The following is an 18,358-nucleotide window of genomic DNA, read 5'->3' on the forward strand; positions in this document are numbered from 1 at the left end:
ACTTGTTTCTGAGATTGCAAGAGATACACCAAAATTTTGAGAGTCAGATATTCAGTATTTTTTAGTTGCCGTTGCAGGTGAATTTGGTAAAATTGAGGAAACATATTTAACAGATGGGGTTGGTTGAGAAAAATGACCCCATCTTTTTTTACCTTAAGTTGTCTCAATCCGCTACTGGCAATGCTTTTGACTGGGTTGTCACCCCGTCAGCAGCGCAAGTCCTCTAAAGAGGACTAATGAATTTAACAGTCCTCTTCAGAGGACTTTCGCTATGAGACAGGGAATTAATTCCCTGTCGGACTTTCGGTTTTACCTGCTATTTCACCTACATTAATCCGAGTTTATCTCCGGTTAAAAATCGGGTTCTGCGGCTAAAAGCTCGATCGACAAATCCATCTGTTCCTTCCCCCGCGCCAAAAACCTTTCGCACTCCTGCCAACACTCCACAGCCACCCCAAACTGCTCAAAAACCTCCTCTAGAGGCAACTCTCCCGATTCCACCCGATCGATAATCGCTTCAATTCGATCGACCGTTTCTTCATAATTCCAGTCAGACTGGCGCAACTGCGAATCAATCATAACTTTTCTTCTGCATCCAATACTTCTACAATCTTAACTTTCAGCACGCCCCGACTCAACCTCACAGTCAATTCCTCTCCCAATTCCAAACCGTCAGTTGTGCGGACTATCGTACCGTCACTTTGGATTACCGCCGCATAACCCCTTTGCAATACCGCAGCCGGATTTAATGCGGATAACTTTTCTTGCAATACTTCCAGTTTACCAGTTGCTTGCCGCAAAGTTCGGGATGTCGCAGGTAAGCGTTTTAATCGATTTTGTAACAGTTGCAAATGCTCTTCTTCTGTCTGAAATCTTGCCCGCACAGCACTTGCTAAATTGACCATTCGCTGCTTGTGTTCAAAGTAAAGATCTGCTAAAATTGGTACAGCTTGAGCCGCCGCCGCAGTGGGAGTGTGGGCTCGTTTATCTGCTACTAAATCCGCGAGAGATTCGTCTCTTTCGTGCCCGATACCAGTGATAATTGGAATCGCACAATTCGCGATCGCCCTGACAACTCTCTCATCATTAAAACAAGCCAAATCTTCCGCAGAACCGCCGCCGCGCGCTAAAACGATCACATCCGCCCTACCGTCCAATTCTACCCGGGCGATCGCCCTAGCAATGGCAGCAGCAGCCAATTCTCCCTGCACTCCTGTCGGCGACAGCAACACCCGCAAACCCGGATATCTTTGGGCTAGAGTGCGCTGAATGTCTCCCCAAGCAGCGCCAGTATCCGATGTCACCACCGCCACAATTTGCGGGTGTGCGGGAATCGGGCGCTTTCTGGCGGGATCGAAGAAACCCTCAGCATCCAAGCGCGATCGCAATTGCTGCAACCGCAAAGCCTGCAATCCTTCACCAGCCGGTAGCGATTGCACCACAGTCAACTGGTACTCGCCGCGATTTTTGTAAACCCGGATGCTTCCCAAAACCAGCAACTGTTCCCCTTTTGCCGGCATTTGCACCAATTTTTGCCGCTGAGAATTCCACACTACGCAGCGAATAGCAGCGCTTTTGTCGGTGTCGCACAGAGTGAAAAAGCAGCCGCTGGGGTGGTGCGAAACGTTCGACACCTCGCCTGTCAGCCAAACTGATTGCAGGTTGCGATCGCCCTCCAACAACTCTTGCAGGTATGATGTTAGTCCGGCAACAGATAAAGCTGTATCGGGAAGAATTGAAGTCATCCAATTTGAGATTTTAGATTTTAGATTTTAGATTTAGGCTACTATCAATACTTCGGACAGTGTGCGATTGCCAAGCGTAAAATAAGGGTGTCACGGCGATTGCCGAATCGACTTCCTAACGAAAAATCAAGGGTTTCCGACTAGGATCTCAAAATAGTCCGGACTATTGTAGTATATCTAAGGTAATTTATTTGTAGGCTGAGCGGGCGAGCGTAAATTTAACTGCAAACAAACTAATGATATCAGATACAATGACTTCGATGAATGTGCTGCGCCAAGAGGCTGCGGCGATCGGTATTACTGAGGCCGAAGCTAGAAAATATGGCGACCTCCGACATAAAAGAACTTGGTCTTTGGCGATCGAACATCACCTCTCACTGCAAGATTTTGCCGATCGCATAGAACAATCCTTCACAACTTCCGAACCAGATTCCTCCAGCGCACTCAACCACTCTCAGATTGCGGAGTCGAAAGACTATGGTATTCCGCTAACTGCGAACCTAGGCGAATCTAGAGTAACCAGGGACAACCAAACAGCCTCTCTTGCTTCGCCACAACAGCAAGCAGTAGCAATCGGGCGATCGCACACACATTCCGACCACCGCAGCAACCAAAACCGAGGTTTTAAACAAGTAGTTCAAAATCATATTAAAGCATTAACAATTGCATCCGCCTCCCGCACAAATCTGCCTCATTCACAACTGGGCAATTGGGTTTGTCCTGAGTGTGGGCCGGAGGGCGAATTGGGCTGTCACCTTTGCGCCGGAGAAGGCAATGTAGGGGATATTGCAGCTATTGGGTGGACGCTAGCTTATATGGAAATGTTGGGTTGTTCTCCTCGCGAAATCGAACCGATACGGAAATTTCCGCCTTCCTTAAATATTCTGGAATTGAATTTAAAAGTTTGTGTTGCTATCAAACAAAGTAGCGAAGTTTTAGCCAGGACGGAGAAATGGGTAATTAGTCATTAGTTACCTGAAAGCTCAACCAAATTAAGTATTGATTCTAGCTTTTTCAAAGCAACTTCCAAATCGTCATTAACAACTTGGGAATCAAATTCCCCCGCCGCTTCAATTTCCTCTTTAGCACGCAGCAACCGACGGGCGATCGCAATTTCGGAATCTTGACCCCGACTCCGCAGCCGCCGCTCCAATTCTTCCCAAGAAGGAGGTAAAATAAAAACTCGCAGCGCCTGTGGAAAATTATTCCTAATTTGCCTAGCCCCTTCGAGCTCAATTTCGAGGATTACCCATTTTCCCTCACGAATTCCTTGCTTGAGACCAAAATAAGGAGTACCGTAAAAATTACCGGCAAACTCAGCCCATTCCGCCAACTCTCCAGCCTCAACCATTTGTTCAAAGCGGCTGCGGCTGACAAAATAGTAATGCTGTCCCTCAATTTCTCCCTCACGGGGCGATCGAGTTGTCACGGATACCGAAAGATACAATTCGGGATGGCGATTGAGGAGCGATCGTACTAGGGTGCCTTTCCCCACACCGCTAGGCCCCGTCAAAACAATTAATTTACCGGATTTCATTTTTAGAAGAGAAACGTGTAACAATTTAAGTTTCCGCTTACTTTAGACTGTAAGCGCTCAAATTGCAACTAACAAACCTCAATCATCCCGACTTTGACCGTCTTTGCTGATCACAAAACGATTAGCAACCGTTTCCGGCTGAATCGCCGAGAGGATGACGTGACTCGAATCTGTAATAATTACCGCTCTCGTGCGGCGGCCGTAAGTCGCGTCAACCAGTTGTCCCCGCTCCCGCGCATCAGTAATAATCCGCTTAATTGGCGCTGACTCGGGACTAACAATGGCAATCACTCGATTAGCAGACACAATGTTACCAAAACCGATATTAATTAATTGAATATCCATGAAAATTTTAATCTGTAGGTGAACGATTGAGTATCAATCCTTACTTTTTATCATATAATATACAAAGATTTTTTATGAGAATCCTCAAATTAATCCCCACTAATTTTTTTAGTTTCTACCTAAAATTTTTACCCTTTTGACGCCGAGTACCCCGTTCTTTATCAAAAATTTAAAAAAGACTGGCTGTTGCCACTCTATCTTAAAGATTCCGTAAAAGCATCGATTTTTAGTTGCAAATAAAAGCATTAGCTGTATCGAGAAAACAACCCGTAAATGTTGCGAAATATAAAGTTAATGTTCAGGAGAGGAAAGTTAAGTATAATTAGTGTTAAATCACAACAAATATTCGCAAATGCTGCTTGGATGAGCTTTCCAACCTAAACTAAAAGCTGCTGGCGATCCTCTTCGAGGGCTTCGCTAACGCACTTTCTGCCCGATTTTTTACCAAAAGATTGGGGATGATGTGCCAAACTACAGATTTTTATTGCATGATGTTCTACAATAAAATAAGTTTGTAGTGAAAATTTTAGTTTTATTAATACCAATAAAAAAAGTGTGGCTACAATTATCAATTGTATAACAACTCTGAAAACTTGCAGAGTCTCGCGCCGGACACGGCAGTGCCGTTTCCCTACAGATGGTCGCAGGATTATATGTTGCAATAATTGTGGGAATTAGTATAAAAATCTAAACACTTTAGTTTTACTACAAACATTTTGAATTCAGCAAAAGTTAGGCAGAAAAGGGTTTTACGCATGAGATGAATTCCGGTTTAATTGGAATGATTAAACCGCAGAGGACACAGAGAACACACAGTCAGAGAACAGAGAGATGAATAATTCCCATCCTACCTGATGTGAGATAAATTATAGCGGTAAGACTTCATGCACACCGCACCCTACACATACAGGATATTCGTAAATTTTGGCTGACAAACAACCGGGATTAATGCAGGTAAATTTACCCGCATTAATCCCGAGTTATTCCACACTTAAATTAAGCAGCAACTAAACCGCTGTGTCTCAACAAAGCTTTAGTGCTCGGTTCGCGTCCCCGGAAAGTTTTAAACACTTCCATCGGGTGCAAACTGCCGCCCAATCCTAACACTGTATCTCGGAAGCGCTTACCTGTAGAGGCGATCGCACTTTCATCTTCCAAACCCGCTTCCTCAAACGCCGCAAAAGCATCAGCGCTGAGCACTTCCGCCCATTTATAACTGTAATACCCCGCCGCATAGCCGCCCGCAAAAATGTGTCCGAAAGCGCACAAAAATGCGTCTTCTTCCAGAGGAGGCAAAACGGTGGTAGTTTTAGCGATGCGGTTGCGGACATCGGCCACAGTTTCGCTGCCGCCCGATCGATAGCGGTGGTGCAATTCGATGTCAACGCTGCTAAAATGTACTTGCCTGAGCATGACACTGCCACTCATGTAGTGGCGCGCTGCTAGCAGTTTTTGGTAGTAGTGTTCCGGCAAAGTTTCCCCGGTTTCGTAATGCTTTGCCATCCCGAACAAAGTCGCGCGATCGTAACACCAATTTTCCATAAATTGACTGGGCAATTCCACCGCATCCCACTCAACATTATTGATGCCCGAAGCCCCCGGATAGTCTACCGTTGTCAGCATATGCTGCAAACCGTGACCGAATTCGTGAAACAAAGTTTCGACTTCGCCAAAAGTCATTAAACTCGGTTTCCCGTCAACCGGAGGACTTTGGTTGCACACCAAATAAGCCACCGGCAACCGCGTGGTTGTTTTTCCGGCTTCCACAAATTTAGCGCGCACCACGCACTCGTCCATCCAAGCACCGCCGCGCTTTTCCTCGGGGCGGCTGTAGGGGTCTAAATAGAAATTGGCGATCGTATTTCCTGCTTCATCATCTATTTGGAAATAGCGCACATCTTTGTGCCACACAGGAGTTTGACCGTCCGCCGCAGTTACTCTCACGCCGAACAGCCGCTTTACTAATCCAAATAACCCCTCTAATACCTGTGGCAAAGCAAAATAAGGCCGCAATTCTTCCGCACTAAAAGCAAACTTTTCTTCCCGGCGGCGTTCCGACCAAAAACCTACATCCCAGTGCTTCAAATCTCCAGCTTCCGCCGCGCCTTTTTCGGCAGCAAAATCTTTCAATTCTTCTAAATCTTTAACAGCAGCATCATAACTAGCCTGACGCAATTCTTCTAACAAAGCTTCCACTGCTGCAACGTCGGGAGCCATTTTGCTCGCCAAGCTCAATTCGGCATAACTGCTAAACCCGAGCAAAGCAGCTTTTTCCTGGCGCAAAGCCAAAATGCGATCGGTCAACGGCCAGTTATTCAATTCTCCGCTACTTGCTCTGCCGATAAAAGCTTTGTACAACTTTTCGCGCAAGTCGCGGCGGGTGCTGTGCTGCATGAAAGGGCCGTAACTCGGGAAGTCTAAAGTAATCCGCCAAGGGCCGTTTTCGGCATCCGCATTTTCTTCGCCGGCGCTGCGAGCGGCTTGAGCTGCTAAACTCAACAAACTCGGCGGCAAACCGTCAATTTCGTCTTTGTTTGTGAGGGTGATGCTGAATGCTTTTGTAGCGTCGAGGACGTGATTGGAAAATTGGGTAGTAATTTCGGCCAATTCTAATTGAATGGCATTAAAACGCTCTTTTTGCTCGCCTTCTAAACCGACGCCGGAGAGTTGGGCGTCTCGGAGAGCGGCTTCGACAATTCGCTTTTGAGCTGACTCTAAGCTGTCCCAATTTTCGCTGGCCCGCAGCGCTTTAAAAGCTTCATAAAGCGGTTTGCTTTGACTGAGCTTGCTCCAAAATTTTACTACTTCCGGCTGCACTGTTTCCTGAGCCGATCGCAGTTCCGGGCTATTTTTTACGCCCATCAAATGTCCGACAATGCTCCAGCTCCAATTTAAACGCTCTCCGAGTCGCTGCAATGGTTCTACTAAGCCGCTCCAAGTCGGCTCTACAGACGATTCTAAGTCAGCTAGCGAGGCTTCTAGTTCGGTCAGCAGTTGAGTAACAGCGGGGACTACGTGTTCTGGTTCGATCGCGTCAAATGGAGGCAATCCTTGACCGATTAGTAACGGGTTATCAGCAATAGTTAAGGTTGCAGTCATTTAATTTTCTTGTAACAGGTTGAAAACAGGTGAACTAGACAGATTAGCTTTTCATTTTGTAACACAGTTGTCGAAAAATTTGGACTCGATCGGGCGTTAGTCGCAGAATGTCTGAGTCGAAAAATCTTCCTTCTGACTGATGACTAATGACTGCTTACTAATGACTAATGACTACTCTCTTGTGTGTGCTGCAACTCCTTGACAACCGAGATTAAGCGCTTGAGGTGAGGTTTGACAACTTCTTGCTGCTCGTGTTCCAAACGGTGGATTTGAGCTTGGACGATCGACAAATCCGCAGTCGATTGGTGCGCGGGAGCTTGCAGCTGGCTTTGCAAATTGGCCATGACTTTCTGGATTTCCAAAAATCGAGTATTTACTACTTCCCAGTCGTCTCGGGTAATAGAAGTTTCTGTCAAGCCTTGCGTCGCACTTTGCAGTTGCTCTATAGCCTGTTCCACAGCTTGGAGATTCGCCCGTTGGTCAACCGATAAATCTTGCAGTTGTTCGCTCACCTGCTGGCGGACATCGAGCACAGCAGACGCCACGATTTCTTGCAAAGAAGCTACCGACTCTCCTAAACTCAGCAACTGCCGCTGAATGTCGAGAGAATCCTCAAAGCCCTCAGCCCTAGGCATTGTCGCCATTTGCTGGCGCAGCGCTGCAATATCTGCAGACAACTGCCTGCGTAATTTAACAATTACCGTCACCGCCGTTCTTTCGACTTTATTGACAGACTTTTGGACTTGGGCCATTTCCGAATGTTGATGCACGCGCACTTGCTGCTCGAAGCGATACCGGTTAGCAACATTCAGCGACAAAGCCAAAGTTAGGGGAGCCACCCCGTAAAAAGCTTGGCCCGACACTGCCACCGCCAGGGAACCCACACCAGAGGCCGCCAGAGAGGCGTACTCTGCCAGCTCCAGCCAGTGCCTTTGAGGAAAACTTGGTCTCAAGCGGTTTGCAACAGAGGGTTTTGGCTTCCGCACGGCTCTTTGGGTCATAGTATTTGCTCGTTGTGGGTAAGGTTGCGAGACTGGGTGGAGCATCGATTTCTATCCTTATTTTCAGTTATATGTTTTAGATTATTTCTTGGCACTCTTCTATTTTTACCTTTGTGAGTAAGTTAAGGATGACTGCCATATTATTATGTATTTGGGAGCCTGTGACGATCGCGCTCAATTCCGGCTGTTAAAAGGTTCGCCCCAACGCGCCCTCTATTTTACAGGAGTTAGGGTCATCGGGTTCGGGCGATCGACAATAGCTGTCCAGGCTAACTGAAAAATGCCTAAGACTATTTTAGATTTTAGATTTTAGATTAAAAGTTAACAAAAGGCGACCTACTGAGGACGATCGTCGTTTGGAGATGGTCGGGAGTTGCCTTTTTGTTCGCGCATTGGTATAATTTACTATTTCTCAATGACCCGGAGCAAATTTACTGTAAAAATTGACCAATGAACTCAGAAAAACCCGGAATTGGCGATCGGCTAAAGTCTATTTTCAGTATCGCCATTTTTATCCTTCTCGTACTTGCAGTAGGCTTTTTAAGCCTTAATTTTATTTCAGCTCTCTATGCAAAACTTTCTTAAAATTAGTCCTGGACGCATGGGGTTAAGAAACCGGGTTTTTTTACAAAAATACTTCGTCGCAGCCTGCAGACTCGGTAAAAAACCCGGTTTCTTGGGTATTTATGCGTCCAGGAATAATTTGGTTACAACCCTTTGATATATTGCTTCAGTACAGGTGGCAAAGTGTAAAGACTTTCCTGTTTTTCGATCAAGCAGCGGCGCGATAGAGATTGCAATGCGTTTAGCAAATCTGATGATGATATTTGTCCGTTTTCTAGCAATTTCGCGAATTTGACTGGCTGGTTTTCTGTCGCCAACAATGACATAAATGGTTTTTATAGTTCGGAAGTTGCTAGTCCTGCATAGCCATGAAAAAATAAGGCTTTCACTCTATAGATAAACAGGCGTTATACTCCTGAATAAAATACCCGATTGCTCCAATATGATTGGAGACTTTTTTAGAAAAGGAAAGAGTTTTTCTGACAAAACGAGATATTCTTTGTCTCATCGTATTGTTAAATCTTTATATATAGGAAGTTTTGCCACTTTCCTTGACTACTGATTGGTGTCTCTTTTTTGGAAAAACTCTCTGATAAGCACTCCAACAGTCGGTGAAAAAACAAGCACCTTGACTCTGGAACTGTCGGTAGAGAATCCCGCAATCCTTGAGTTCCTAAATGGTAACTAATGACTGATGACTGATGACTGATGACTAATGCAAAAACTTGCGGACTTGATATTCGCGACTTTCCGCGATCGCAATTTGCAAATCGCCCATTTTGGCATCCAACTCGTCGATTGTGCTTTGTGGCACCGCCTTCCACTTCTCCCTAGTTTCCCAGCGAATCAACATCACCACCTCATTTTCCACCGGATCTACCCAAACTTCTTTGCCTAAAAAACCGTCGCAACTTTTTAGTCCCGCCGTCCAAACTTCCTGATCTCGCTGAATAAACTGCTCCCACTTTTCTTGAGGTACTTTAAATTTAAGCCACTCAACAACCATATTATTTCCTATTTATAAACAGCCCATTAATCGTTGCCGATGGCAATTCTAATTATCAACTCTGTTCCCTCTCCCGGACGCGAAACACAGTGCAACTTACCGCCGTGCTTTTCTACTACTAAATGCTGGGATATTGCTAGACCCAAACCAGTGCTCGTGTCTGGACATTTAGTGGTAAACAAAGGGTCAAAGATGCAGTCGAGGACTTCTTCAGTCATGCCAGGGCCGTTGTCACTAATGGCGATCGCAACTTCGTTTTCCCCTACCACGGAGGTCCGAATCCGAATTTCGGGAGTGAATATTTCAGAGCTCGACCTGGCTGAAGACAAGTAAGACTGATTTTGATTTTTACCATACTTTGCGTGATGTCTCCCCCCTTCTTCCAAAGCGTCGATCGCATTTGTCAACAAGTGCATGAACACTTGGTTTAAGTGTCCCGCATAGCAGTGAACTTGCGGCAAATCTCCGTACTCTTTAACTAGAGAAATCCCCGGCCGTCCCCCTTTAGCTTGCAGGCGATTTTGCAAGATCAGCAAAGTGCTGTCCAAACCTTCGTGGATATCAGCAGGCTTCATTTGCGCTTCGTCGGTACGCGAGAACAAGCGGAGCGATCGCACGACATCGCGAATCCTTTCCGAACCGACTTTCATTGAATTTAGCAGTTTTGGCAAGTCTTTTTTGATGAAGTCTAAGTCTAATTCTTCCATCACATCTTGAATTTCCCGCACGGGACGGGGATAATACTTTTGGTAAAGGTCGATCGCTCGCAGCAGTTCTTGAATGTAGCCGGTGGCGTGGCTGACATTGCCGGAAATAAAACTAACTGGATTATTAATTTCGTGCGCTATTCCTGCTACCAACTGCCCCAGGGATGACATTTTTTCTGTTTGAATCAGTTGAGTTTGAGCTCGCTGCAAAATTAACAGCGTCTGCTCTAATTTAGCCGCTTGTTGTCGCAGGCGTTCTTCGGATTCTTGCAAAGCTAAAAGAGACTGTTTGCTTTCTGTGATATCCAATCCGACAAATACCGCCGCCGTACTGTTATGGTATTTTTGAGCGACAATTAGATAAGTTTTATTTTCTCCTCTGATGCTCGCTGTTACTTCTTGAGATGTCTTCTTTTTATGGTTGGCAAAGAAATCGTATACTAAATCGTTAAATTTGGGACTTGTATCTAAAAAACCTACTTTTTGACCGATAAATAGTTCGGCAGGCATTTTGTAAGCGGTAGCTAAATGTCGGTTTACTCCCAAGTAGCGCAAATCGGAACTTACCCAAGAAACTAATCCCGGCACGGCGTCCAAAACGGCTTGAAGTTGCTCTTTCGCCTCTAAAAGCGCTGATTCTGCTACTTGGCGTGCCGAAATGTCGCGGGCGATCGCGCAGCGGTATTCGCAACCGCCGTATTCTAAATAATTGACTTTAACTTCGACGGGAAAACTGGGGCCGTCTTTGGTTTTGTAAGTGGTTTCAAAAGTGAGGTTGGTTTGCTGCTTCAGTTGAGCCCAGTGTTCTCGCCAATCCGATGCTGGCAAATGCGAATCGATGTCGCTAACCCTCATGTTTAGCAGTTCCGATTCCGAGTAGCCGAAAAGATGGCAAGCGGCTTTGTTCGCGTAGCAAATTTGACCGTCGGACGTAGTAAAAAAGATTGTATCAGCAGCATTTTCGAGGGCAATTTGAGTTAGTTGCGGTATAGTTTCTAACTGCTTGCTTTTGAGCTCGGACTGAAATTTATTAAAGCAATTAGTTTGAGCGGGAGCCTCAGCTATCTTAGATGCAAACAAAATCAAACCGCCGATCGCACCTTCGCTATTTGTCCAAGGCTGAAATACCCATTTTACCGACTCGCTGACAGAGCCGCTTGCGGTTTTTCCTGATACAGATGCGATCGATCGCCCTGCCACAAACTCGCTGTATTCCAAAACTCCCGTCAAACAAGCCTGGGCATTTTGCTCCCAATATTCCGGGAGATTCGGGAACAGTTCCCAATGAGATCGGCCGATGGCCTCGCCGTCGCCCAACCCCCAATCTGTTTCCCAGCGACGAGAAACCGACAGATAGCGCATTTCACAATCTACCATTGCCACGGCCTCGGCGGAGCGCTCCACAAACCGCCGAAATCGGTCTTTACTCTCGGACACGGCTGCCTCTGCGGGTTGTTGGGCGATCGGGACAGTCCCGTCAACGTACCTTCCCAGTCCCTGACTTTTTTGCTGAACTGGCTTAGTGTGCACGGTTTGGGATTTCCTCCATAGCTGTCAAGTCTGAAAAATTCTGTTTGAGACCAAAAATGCTGTTTTCCCCTGATGTGCTCTCTCGGTCGATATCCTTAGAGGGTCTCACCCATCATTGATATCATTTTTGATGGGGATATGTCTATAGGCATTGCTATCAACTTAAGACCAAAGCTAGTGCCCGCTTGCTGTTTGACCATTAGGCATAGATCGCGCCCGCGCCCCCGAATAGTCGGAGGAGACTGGAGTGATCTCTTGCCTGCCCCGACTGTGCGGGGGCGCAAGAGGGCAGCGACACTAGGCAAAAAACGAGAGAGACAAAGGGTTTTAGGCGATTGTTGACACCCATGGTCTATAGGTACTCAAGAAAGTTTCCCCCAAACTTTGATATTCAGAAGATTTCCTGGTGATTGTTCGGTATTTTATACAAGTTCCCAAAAGAATGCAACTGTAGGCCCGCGCTCCAAACCATGAGCTTCCTCAGTCATTCCCAATTCTTTAATTGAAAACCCCACATCGAACATGGTTGAGATCGTGTAGCCAGTGCGATCGCCATATAGCTTGAGAATGCAAGAGAGCGCTCAAACAAATTTGTGCGTAAATTCACTGGTAAAATCCACTCTCCCTTTGCGTAACATTGCAGGATCTAATCTTTCAGTGGTGTTGCAAGTCATCAAAACTACGAGTTTTTGCTGAAATTGAATGCCGTGTTCGTCGATGACGCTTTGGTACAAAGTTCCATCCAGCAAACTCAAAATGTGTTCAGTTTTGTTAGTGCGTTGGGCTTCTGCTGTCGATCTATCTTGAGCCAAATTATCAGCCTCGTTGATAATAATACAAATCCGCTCTAAATAACTCGGAGGCACAAAATTTTCCACAGCATCGTGGTCTAAGATAAAAATCACATAACCTAGCGGCACTAAAATTTCCTTTGCTACCGCTTGCGTCCAAGCAGTTTTGCCCGTACCCGGTTCGCCACTGACCAAAACAGCCAACTGATTTTGATCCAAAATTGCCTGCTGAATTGTATCGGTAAAACTTTGAACCTCCGCAGAAAAAGTGCGAATTGGGAACTGGCTGTGAACCTGTCCGACGCGGCTTTTGTACCCCCCCAGAATCACCGCTAAATTATAAGTTGCCTTGCTAACGAGCGGCGCAATATCTTGGCAAATTAGAGTGTAGCAGCGTCTTCCCCTGTCGTAGCTGTCAATTTGCAGCCAGCAGCCGAATCGAGCCCAAGAAGCATAAACAGTACCCAAAACTTCCAAGCGTTCCCAGCTAATAAATCGCTCCGGAGGATAAGAAAAATGTCGCTCCATAAAAGACTGGGTAATTGCATCCGGTTTCCCTAGCAAATCCAGAACTTTGAAAACAGTAATCTCTTGGAGTTTGTTAAGAACGTAGTCGATGGGAATGCTAGCGCGGCTGACCAATTGCACCACAGGCGTTTCGGTAACTAAAACGTCTTTGTAGCGGTAATCCGGGTAAACTGGCTGCGGAGTAATGTAATCCCAAAATTCATCAATTTCGTAGCGAGTATTTTCCGAAAATACATTTAACATATTTGCCCACCAAGTATATTGGTGTCGTCCCATTGCATCGGCAATGTCGCTAGCTGCCCCTAAAGTTTTTTGAGCTAGTTCTAAGGGGTCGCTAGACGCTAAATGTACCAGGTGTTCCCAATCTAATTGACGGTAAAAAGGTCGCCAACCCGAGCCTAGCAGACCTCTATTTGGAGAATTGTTTTGATGAAAATTGTTTTCGCGATCGCCCATATCTTCCGCACTCATTTTGCAAAACTCCTACTTACTCTTATTTTACAGTTTTTGTGGTACACATTCTACAAAAAAAGTGAAAATTATCAACTTATTTTGAGATAAGCGGGCGGCACAAAATCTACTAACCAAACTTTGTTTGCCGAGCAGTAAAATGTATGACCGTCGCGTTGCATGGCTGCGGCATCTACACTAAAGACTGCCGGGATGCCATGTCTTGCACCTACTTGGCGCGCCGTCTGGATATTCACGGACAAATGAACGTGATGCCGCGACATTTTCCTAATTCCTTGACTGAGAATAGACTCGACAACAGTGCTACCTGTTCCGTGATATAAAATATCTGGGGGAACAGCGGGTTCTAACTGCAAGTCAACCTCTACGCTGTGTCCTTGATTGGCACGAATTAGAGTGCCTGTGGAGTCAAATGAAAAGCGCTGCTTGTCGTTTTGCGCGACTACTTTTTTGAGTTCTGCAAGCTGAACTGGAAAGTTATTTTTTTGGCACGCATCGAGGAGTTCGCTAACAGTAACCCAGCCACCGGGAGCGAGTTCAATGCCGATGCGCGATGGGGCGTGGCGCAGGTGTTTGCTGAGATATCGGCTAATTTTTACTAATCGAGCATCGTTCATAATTTTACTTTATTTATTGAGCTTTTAAATCCCCTATTACAAAATGTCACTAGCGGGTTGTATCGTTGATGGGAGGCGGGTTTGTTGAATCTGTTTGCACTGCCAGAGGGCGCTTGAGTGAACGCGCCTCTACAGGTTTAGGAGAAGGCTTCCCGGATCTAAAAAATAGTTTTACGCGCTAATTCAGGTGGTAATGTGCGCGCTTCAGCACCTACATAATTAGGTTCTGCGTCCGGGAGTAAAAAAGTATTCGGTGTGCCATTTTCCACGAGCTTTATCTTTTGATAATTATCAAAAAGTTTGCCTTTTGCCGAATGCCTTCTACCTTGGAATAACGCCGCCAAAAATAGCAAAATTTAGATAGCGCCAGTGACATCCTGCGTCGGCAAAACCTGCTTGTGCAAGCCACTTTGTCTGCTCTTCCACAGAGGAGGGAATATCTTCTTCGAGATATTTTTGAAACCAGGCTGCATCGTCTTCTCCGTTAGCTTTCATGTACTGCCGCCACAACTGTTCGTATTGCTGAGTCAGCCGGGGAGTAGCACCTGTCACAATATCTCGAATTAGCAAGATTCCCCCTGGATTCATCGAGTGGAAAAGTTTGTGAAATAGCTGTTGTTTGCCTGCGCTGTCGAGGTGGTGGATCGCCAACCCTGAAACTACCAAATCGTAACCGCTGCCGAAATCATCTTCGGCAAAGTTTCCTTGCTGCAAGGTCAGCCGTTCTCGGAAAGCGGACAAGTTAGTTTGGCAAGTTTTCAGCATATTTTGGGCGATGTCAAAGGCTAGAACTTTTGCTTGAGGAAATGCTTGCAGAATCCTAGCCGACAGTATGCCCGTTCCCGCGCCTAAATCCAGAACTTTTATGTTACCATTAGTTTCAGAAGGGATTAACTGCAATATTACATCGTGTTGCTCGCGATATCGCGGAATGAGGCGCGGAATTAAGCCGTCATAATCAAATGCTCTTTGTTCAAATTGCTCGCGTACAGCGTCTAAATTCACAGACGATTTTCCTCAAATTGTTAATAGTTGAGTGCGTCAATGCAGTTGGGCGGTTCTCTTCTCTGAAGGTATATTACAGATATAATACAAAAAATTTACATACCTGTCAAGATGTAGAATAAAATAATTTAAAAGAAGTTACGGACGATCGCCAGACAGGGAGTTTGTGCGCCCAAACCCGCCCCCGATCTGGGAACGGTCTAGCCCTGCACATATATCTCCTTCAGTGCAGATGAGGCAGAATGCCACAGACTCGAAAGCCTGCCGAAGACGAGACTTTGTGCCAGATACTAGGAGTAATTGTGAGAAAAAAGTTGACGGTTAGGATACCCGTTTCAAACAAGAATGCAACTGTCGGTGTGTGCTCCCCACCATAAATTTCTCAGTGATTCCCCCTAGTAAAATATAAAAGATAAAAACGAATGAGCTAGCAGCCGACGATCGGCTAGATCTGAAAAAATCAGTCCTCAGATTGACAAACTTTAGCCAACTATAAACAAAAATTGAATTGACTCCCGAGTGGATGTGGTACCTGCCAATTTTTCAGGAAGATGAAGAGATACAAAATATTACACCCGTCGGTGCGGGAAAGAAAATTGTGATAATGAATCAGGATGCGATTAGATTAGGTGTCAGCCGTCAGGGGAAAATAAAAGCCATGGAAATCCAACAACGGAGTAAGGATAAGCCCGATCGCCAGCAACAAAACGCGTCAGATAGGCTCGATCAATTTTCTACCACAAAAGAGGTAGATTCCTTGCTGCAAGAATGTTTAGATTTTAAAAGAGTGATCAACCGATCGGCACTTGCGGTGAGAACTGACGCGCGAGGAATTATCAACTATGTCAGCGAACGAGTTTGCTCCATCTCCAACTATTCCCAGGCTGAACTAATCGGCAGCCACTTCGGCATCCTCCATTCGGAATATAAATCTTCGGAAATAATCAAAAATCTCCTATCAACTGTTGCCAAAGGTGAAGTTTGGCAAGGAGACATTAAGAATAAAGCCAAGAATGGAACTGATTATTGGGTGTACGCAGCAGTAGTTCCACTGTTGGACTGTAAGGGAAAACCCTGTCAGTATTTGGCGATCGGATTTGACATCACCGATCGCAAAGCCGTTGAAGCAGCCCAAGCCGAAGCCAACCGGGCAAAAGACGAATTTCTGGCGATCGCCTCCCACGAACTGCGATCGCCCCTGAGCGCGATTTTGGGATGGGCGCAGCTAGCTCGATCGCGCAATTTCAACGAAGCCACCACCAACCGCGCTTTGGAAATCATCGAGCGCAACGCCAAATTACAAAACCGGCAAATAGACAATCTCCTCGACCTCTCGCGGCTGCTGCGGGGGAAAGTGTGCCTGAACATGAGCCGAGTTCACCTCCCGTCGATCGTAGAATCTGTGATCGATACCCTCCGTCCCGACGCCGAGGCTAAAAACATCCGCCTAGAAAAACATTGCGACCCCGCCGTAGGCTACATTTTGGCAGATGCAGAACGCTTGCAGCAAGTAGTCGCGAACCTCGTTACCAACGCCATCAAATTCACTCCAGAATCGACACCAAACCCAGTTCAAGTCCGGATCGAGCCTAGTCCGTCCGGCGTCTTGATTCGGGTCAGCGACAGCGGTTGCGGCATCGACCCCAAATTTCTGCCGCACATCTTTGACTACTTCCGCCCCGCAGACAGCTTCCAGAGCAAGGAACAGCACCGGCTTGGGCTGGGGCTCTCAATTGTGCGGCAGTTAGTGGAACTGCACGGGGGAAGTGTTTGGGCTTCGAGTCCCGGCCTCGGTCAGGGGGCGACCTTTGGGGTGCTGCTACCGAGCCCCAACAAAAATGCACCCGACGATCGCACTGCTGCGATCGCCCAAAGTGAAAGCAGACCGGGATCGGTTTCCAAACCCCTAGCGGGAAAGCAAGTCCTGGTGGTGGAAAGCAGCGCCGAGATCCGAAAATTTCTCAAAACTGGCCTCGAAGCATTTGGAGCCAAGGTAACAGCAGTGGGTAGCGCCGCCGAAGCGATGGCCGAGTTGCAACAGTCGCGGCCCGACGTGTTGGTGAGCGATATGGAGGTGTCGGGAGCAGACGGCTGCGATTTGATCCGCCGCATCAGAGCAATGGAAATGTCCGAACACAGGGAACTGCTGCCGGCGGTGGCGCTGACGGGAGGCATCGAGGAAGAAGATTCGGCATCGGCGCTGGAGGCGGGGTTTCAGAGGCATTTGTCGAAGCCGGTGGAAGCGAATCAGTTGGTGAGCGCGATCGCCCAATTGGCGGGACTGACTGGATTCAGCGCCGGAGAGTGGGGAGCGGGAAATGTCGGCGCGAGCGGACCCCAGACCCCGCTGCCGGAACCTAACAGTTCTGAGGACAAAAATAATGGGGAACAATTAACACCTGACAGCCAAGAATTACCGCTGTTGCTGGTAGTAGAAGACAACAATTTTTTGGTGGCTTACCTCCAAACTTTATTGAGTCCGTACTATCGAGTCGCCGTGGCGAGTGACGGAGTTGAAGGTTTAGAAAAAGCCAAAAGTTTGCAGCCAAATTTGATTGTGAGCGATCAAATCATGCCCAGACAAAACGGGCTGGATTTGCTTAAGGAGATTCGGAACACGCCAGAATTGAAATCGACTCCGGTAATCTTTTTGACAGCGCGATCGGGGATGGAAGCTCGGATCGAAAGTTTGGATGCGGGTGCTGATGATTATATTTCAAAGCCTTTTGACGAGAGGGAATTGCTGGCGAGGGTGAGAAATTTGTTGCGATCGCACGCAGCCGAACAGCAGTTGGCGGAACTCAACCGTCAGTTGCAGCAGCAGAAAAAGCAGTTAGAAACGGTGAATAGAGCCTTGCACTATTTGGCAACTTACGACAGTTTGACTGAGGTAAGAAACCGCCACTCTTTTAATGAATACCTCGAGACGGAATGGCGGCGTTTGGCAAGGGAAGAAGCACCGCTGTCTTTGATTATGTGCGACATTGATTATTTCAAACTTTACAACGACACTTACGGTCACCAAGCGGGGGATGAATGTTTGCGGCAAGTGGCGGCGGTTATCCAACATTCGGTAAAGCGACCGGCAGATTTAGTAGCGCGTTACGGTGGAGAAGAATTTGTAGTAGTTTTGCCGAATACGGATATTGAAGGTGCGACTTGCGTAGCTGAAACGATCGCACAACAGGTGCGGGGTTTGCACATACCTCACGCTAAGTCTGCTGTCAGCGAATACGTGACGCTGAGTTTGGGTGTAGCTTGCTGCATTCCGGCGCCGATCTCGCACCCGGGGGCGCTAATTGCGATCGCCGACGAGTCGCTTTATCGGGCGAAAGAATCAGGGCGCGATCGAGTTTCGGTGGCCACAGTTGAAGGATAATATAATAGTTAAATCAACTTGTATGGTGTATCA

The 18,358-nt window shown here is 46.8% G+C and carries 13 protein-coding genes and 2 pseudogenes; 2 read left to right on the forward strand and 13 right to left on the reverse strand.

Going from position 1 to position 18,358, the window contains the following annotated elements; all coding sequences use genetic code 11:
• Positions 1-351: 351 nt before the first annotated feature.
• Entirely contained in the window at positions 352-579 is a 228-nt protein-coding gene (gene xseB / locus QUA71_RS13745; RefSeq protein WP_333046043.1) for an exodeoxyribonuclease VII small subunit, read from the reverse strand.
• A complete protein-coding gene (gene xseA / locus QUA71_RS13750; protein WP_333285683.1) occupies positions 576-1,745 on the reverse strand; it encodes an exodeoxyribonuclease VII large subunit in 1,170 nt (389 codons plus the stop codon). The genes xseB and xseA overlap by 4 nt, the downstream gene beginning before the upstream one ends.
• Positions 1,746-1,981: 236 nt before the next feature.
• Here xseA and QUA71_RS13755 point away from each other — a divergent pair, with 236 nt between their 5' ends.
• Entirely contained in the window at positions 1,982-2,716 is a 735-nt protein-coding gene (locus QUA71_RS13755; protein WP_333285685.1) for a hypothetical protein, read from the forward strand.
• Here the strand turns inward: QUA71_RS13755 and gmk are convergent.
• From gmk to QUA71_RS13810, 11 genes and pseudogenes are all read right to left on the reverse strand, one after another.
• Positions 2,713-3,282, reverse strand: a complete 570-nt coding sequence (gene gmk, locus QUA71_RS13760) for a guanylate kinase (protein ID WP_333285687.1) — start codon at positions 3,280-3,282, stop codon at positions 2,713-2,715. The genes QUA71_RS13755 and gmk overlap by 4 nt on opposite strands.
• A 78-nt stretch (positions 3,283-3,360) precedes the next feature.
• On the reverse strand, positions 3,361-3,627 hold the full coding sequence (gene remA, locus QUA71_RS13765; protein WP_190659785.1) for an extracellular matrix/biofilm regulator RemA: 267 nt from the start codon (positions 3,625-3,627) through the stop codon (positions 3,361-3,363).
• Positions 3,628-4,623: 996 nt separating this feature from the next.
• Entirely contained in the window at positions 4,624-6,726 is a 2,103-nt protein-coding gene (locus tag QUA71_RS13770) for a M3 family metallopeptidase (protein WP_333285688.1), read from the reverse strand.
• A 164-nt stretch (positions 6,727-6,890) separates the two neighbouring features.
• A complete protein-coding gene (locus QUA71_RS13775) occupies positions 6,891-7,727 on the reverse strand; it encodes a hypothetical protein (protein ID WP_333285690.1) in 837 nt (278 codons plus the stop codon).
• A 707-nt stretch (positions 7,728-8,434) separates the two neighbouring features.
• Positions 8,435-8,626: pseudogene (locus QUA71_RS13780) on the reverse strand (ATPase); the annotation flags it as partial.
• A gap of 50 nt (positions 8,627-8,676) precedes the next feature.
• Positions 8,677-8,922: pseudogene (locus QUA71_RS13785) on the reverse strand (IS1 family transposase); the annotation flags it as partial.
• An 81-nt stretch (positions 8,923-9,003) separates the two neighbouring features.
• On the reverse strand, positions 9,004-9,297 hold the full coding sequence (locus tag QUA71_RS13790; protein ID WP_333285692.1) for a TIGR03792 family protein: 294 nt from the start codon (positions 9,295-9,297) through the stop codon (positions 9,004-9,006).
• Positions 9,298-9,323: 26 nt separating this feature from the next.
• Complete coding sequence (locus QUA71_RS13795) at positions 9,324-11,534, reverse strand: PAS domain S-box protein (protein WP_333285694.1); 2,211 nt, start codon at positions 11,532-11,534, stop codon at positions 9,324-9,326.
• Between the two features lie 581 nt (positions 11,535-12,115).
• Positions 12,116-13,324, reverse strand: coding sequence for an AAA family ATPase (locus tag QUA71_RS13800; protein WP_333285696.1), 1,209 nt, complete (start codon positions 13,322-13,324; stop codon positions 12,116-12,118).
• A 71-nt stretch (positions 13,325-13,395) separates the two neighbouring features.
• Entirely contained in the window at positions 13,396-13,941 is a 546-nt protein-coding gene (locus tag QUA71_RS13805; protein WP_333285698.1) for an RNA 2'-phosphotransferase, read from the reverse strand.
• 321 nt (positions 13,942-14,262) lie between these two features.
• Complete coding sequence (locus tag QUA71_RS13810; protein ID WP_333285699.1) at positions 14,263-14,946, reverse strand: class I SAM-dependent methyltransferase; 684 nt, start codon at positions 14,944-14,946, stop codon at positions 14,263-14,265.
• 523 nt (positions 14,947-15,469) lie between these two features.
• On the opposite strand from QUA71_RS13810, the gene QUA71_RS13815 reads away from it, so the two are divergent.
• Positions 15,470-18,325: a diguanylate cyclase gene (locus tag QUA71_RS13815; protein WP_333285701.1), complete on the forward strand. Its 2,856-nt coding sequence runs from the start codon at positions 15,470-15,472 to the stop codon at positions 18,323-18,325.
• The last annotated feature ends 33 nt before the right edge of the window (positions 18,326-18,358 follow it).

Source organism: Microcoleus sp. MON1_C5 (assembly GCF_036701875.1).
Lineage (GTDB): Bacteria > Cyanobacteriota > Cyanobacteriia > Cyanobacteriales > Microcoleaceae > Microcoleus.

Excerpts from the sequence above, each read along its gene's own strand:
- xseB (WP_333046043.1), bottom strand. The coding sequence starts at position 579 with ATGATTGATTCGCAGTTGCGCCAGTCTGACTGGAATTATGAAGAAACG.
- xseA (WP_333285683.1), bottom strand. The coding sequence starts at position 1,745 with ATGACTTCAATTCTTCCCGATACAGCTTTATCTGTTGCCGGACTAACA.
- QUA71_RS13755 (WP_333285685.1), top strand. The coding sequence starts at position 1,982 with ATGATATCAGATACAATGACTTCGATGAATGTGCTGCGCCAAGAGGCT.
- gmk (WP_333285687.1), bottom strand. The coding sequence starts at position 3,282 with ATGAAATCCGGTAAATTAATTGTTTTGACGGGGCCTAGCGGTGTGGGG.
- remA (WP_190659785.1), bottom strand. The coding sequence starts at position 3,627 with ATGGATATTCAATTAATTAATATCGGTTTTGGTAACATTGTGTCTGCT.
- QUA71_RS13770 (WP_333285688.1), bottom strand. The coding sequence starts at position 6,726 with ATGACTGCAACCTTAACTATTGCTGATAACCCGTTACTAATCGGTCAA.
- QUA71_RS13775 (WP_333285690.1), bottom strand. The coding sequence starts at position 7,727 with ATGACCCAAAGAGCCGTGCGGAAGCCAAAACCCTCTGTTGCAAACCGC.
- QUA71_RS13790 (WP_333285692.1), bottom strand. The coding sequence starts at position 9,297 with ATGGTTGTTGAGTGGCTTAAATTTAAAGTACCTCAAGAAAAGTGGGAG.
- QUA71_RS13800 (WP_333285696.1), bottom strand. The coding sequence starts at position 13,324 with ATGAGTGCGGAAGATATGGGCGATCGCGAAAACAATTTTCATCAAAAC.
- QUA71_RS13805 (WP_333285698.1), bottom strand. The coding sequence starts at position 13,941 with ATGAACGATGCTCGATTAGTAAAAATTAGCCGATATCTCAGCAAACAC.
- QUA71_RS13815 (WP_333285701.1), top strand. The coding sequence starts at position 15,470 with ATGTGGTACCTGCCAATTTTTCAGGAAGATGAAGAGATACAAAATATT.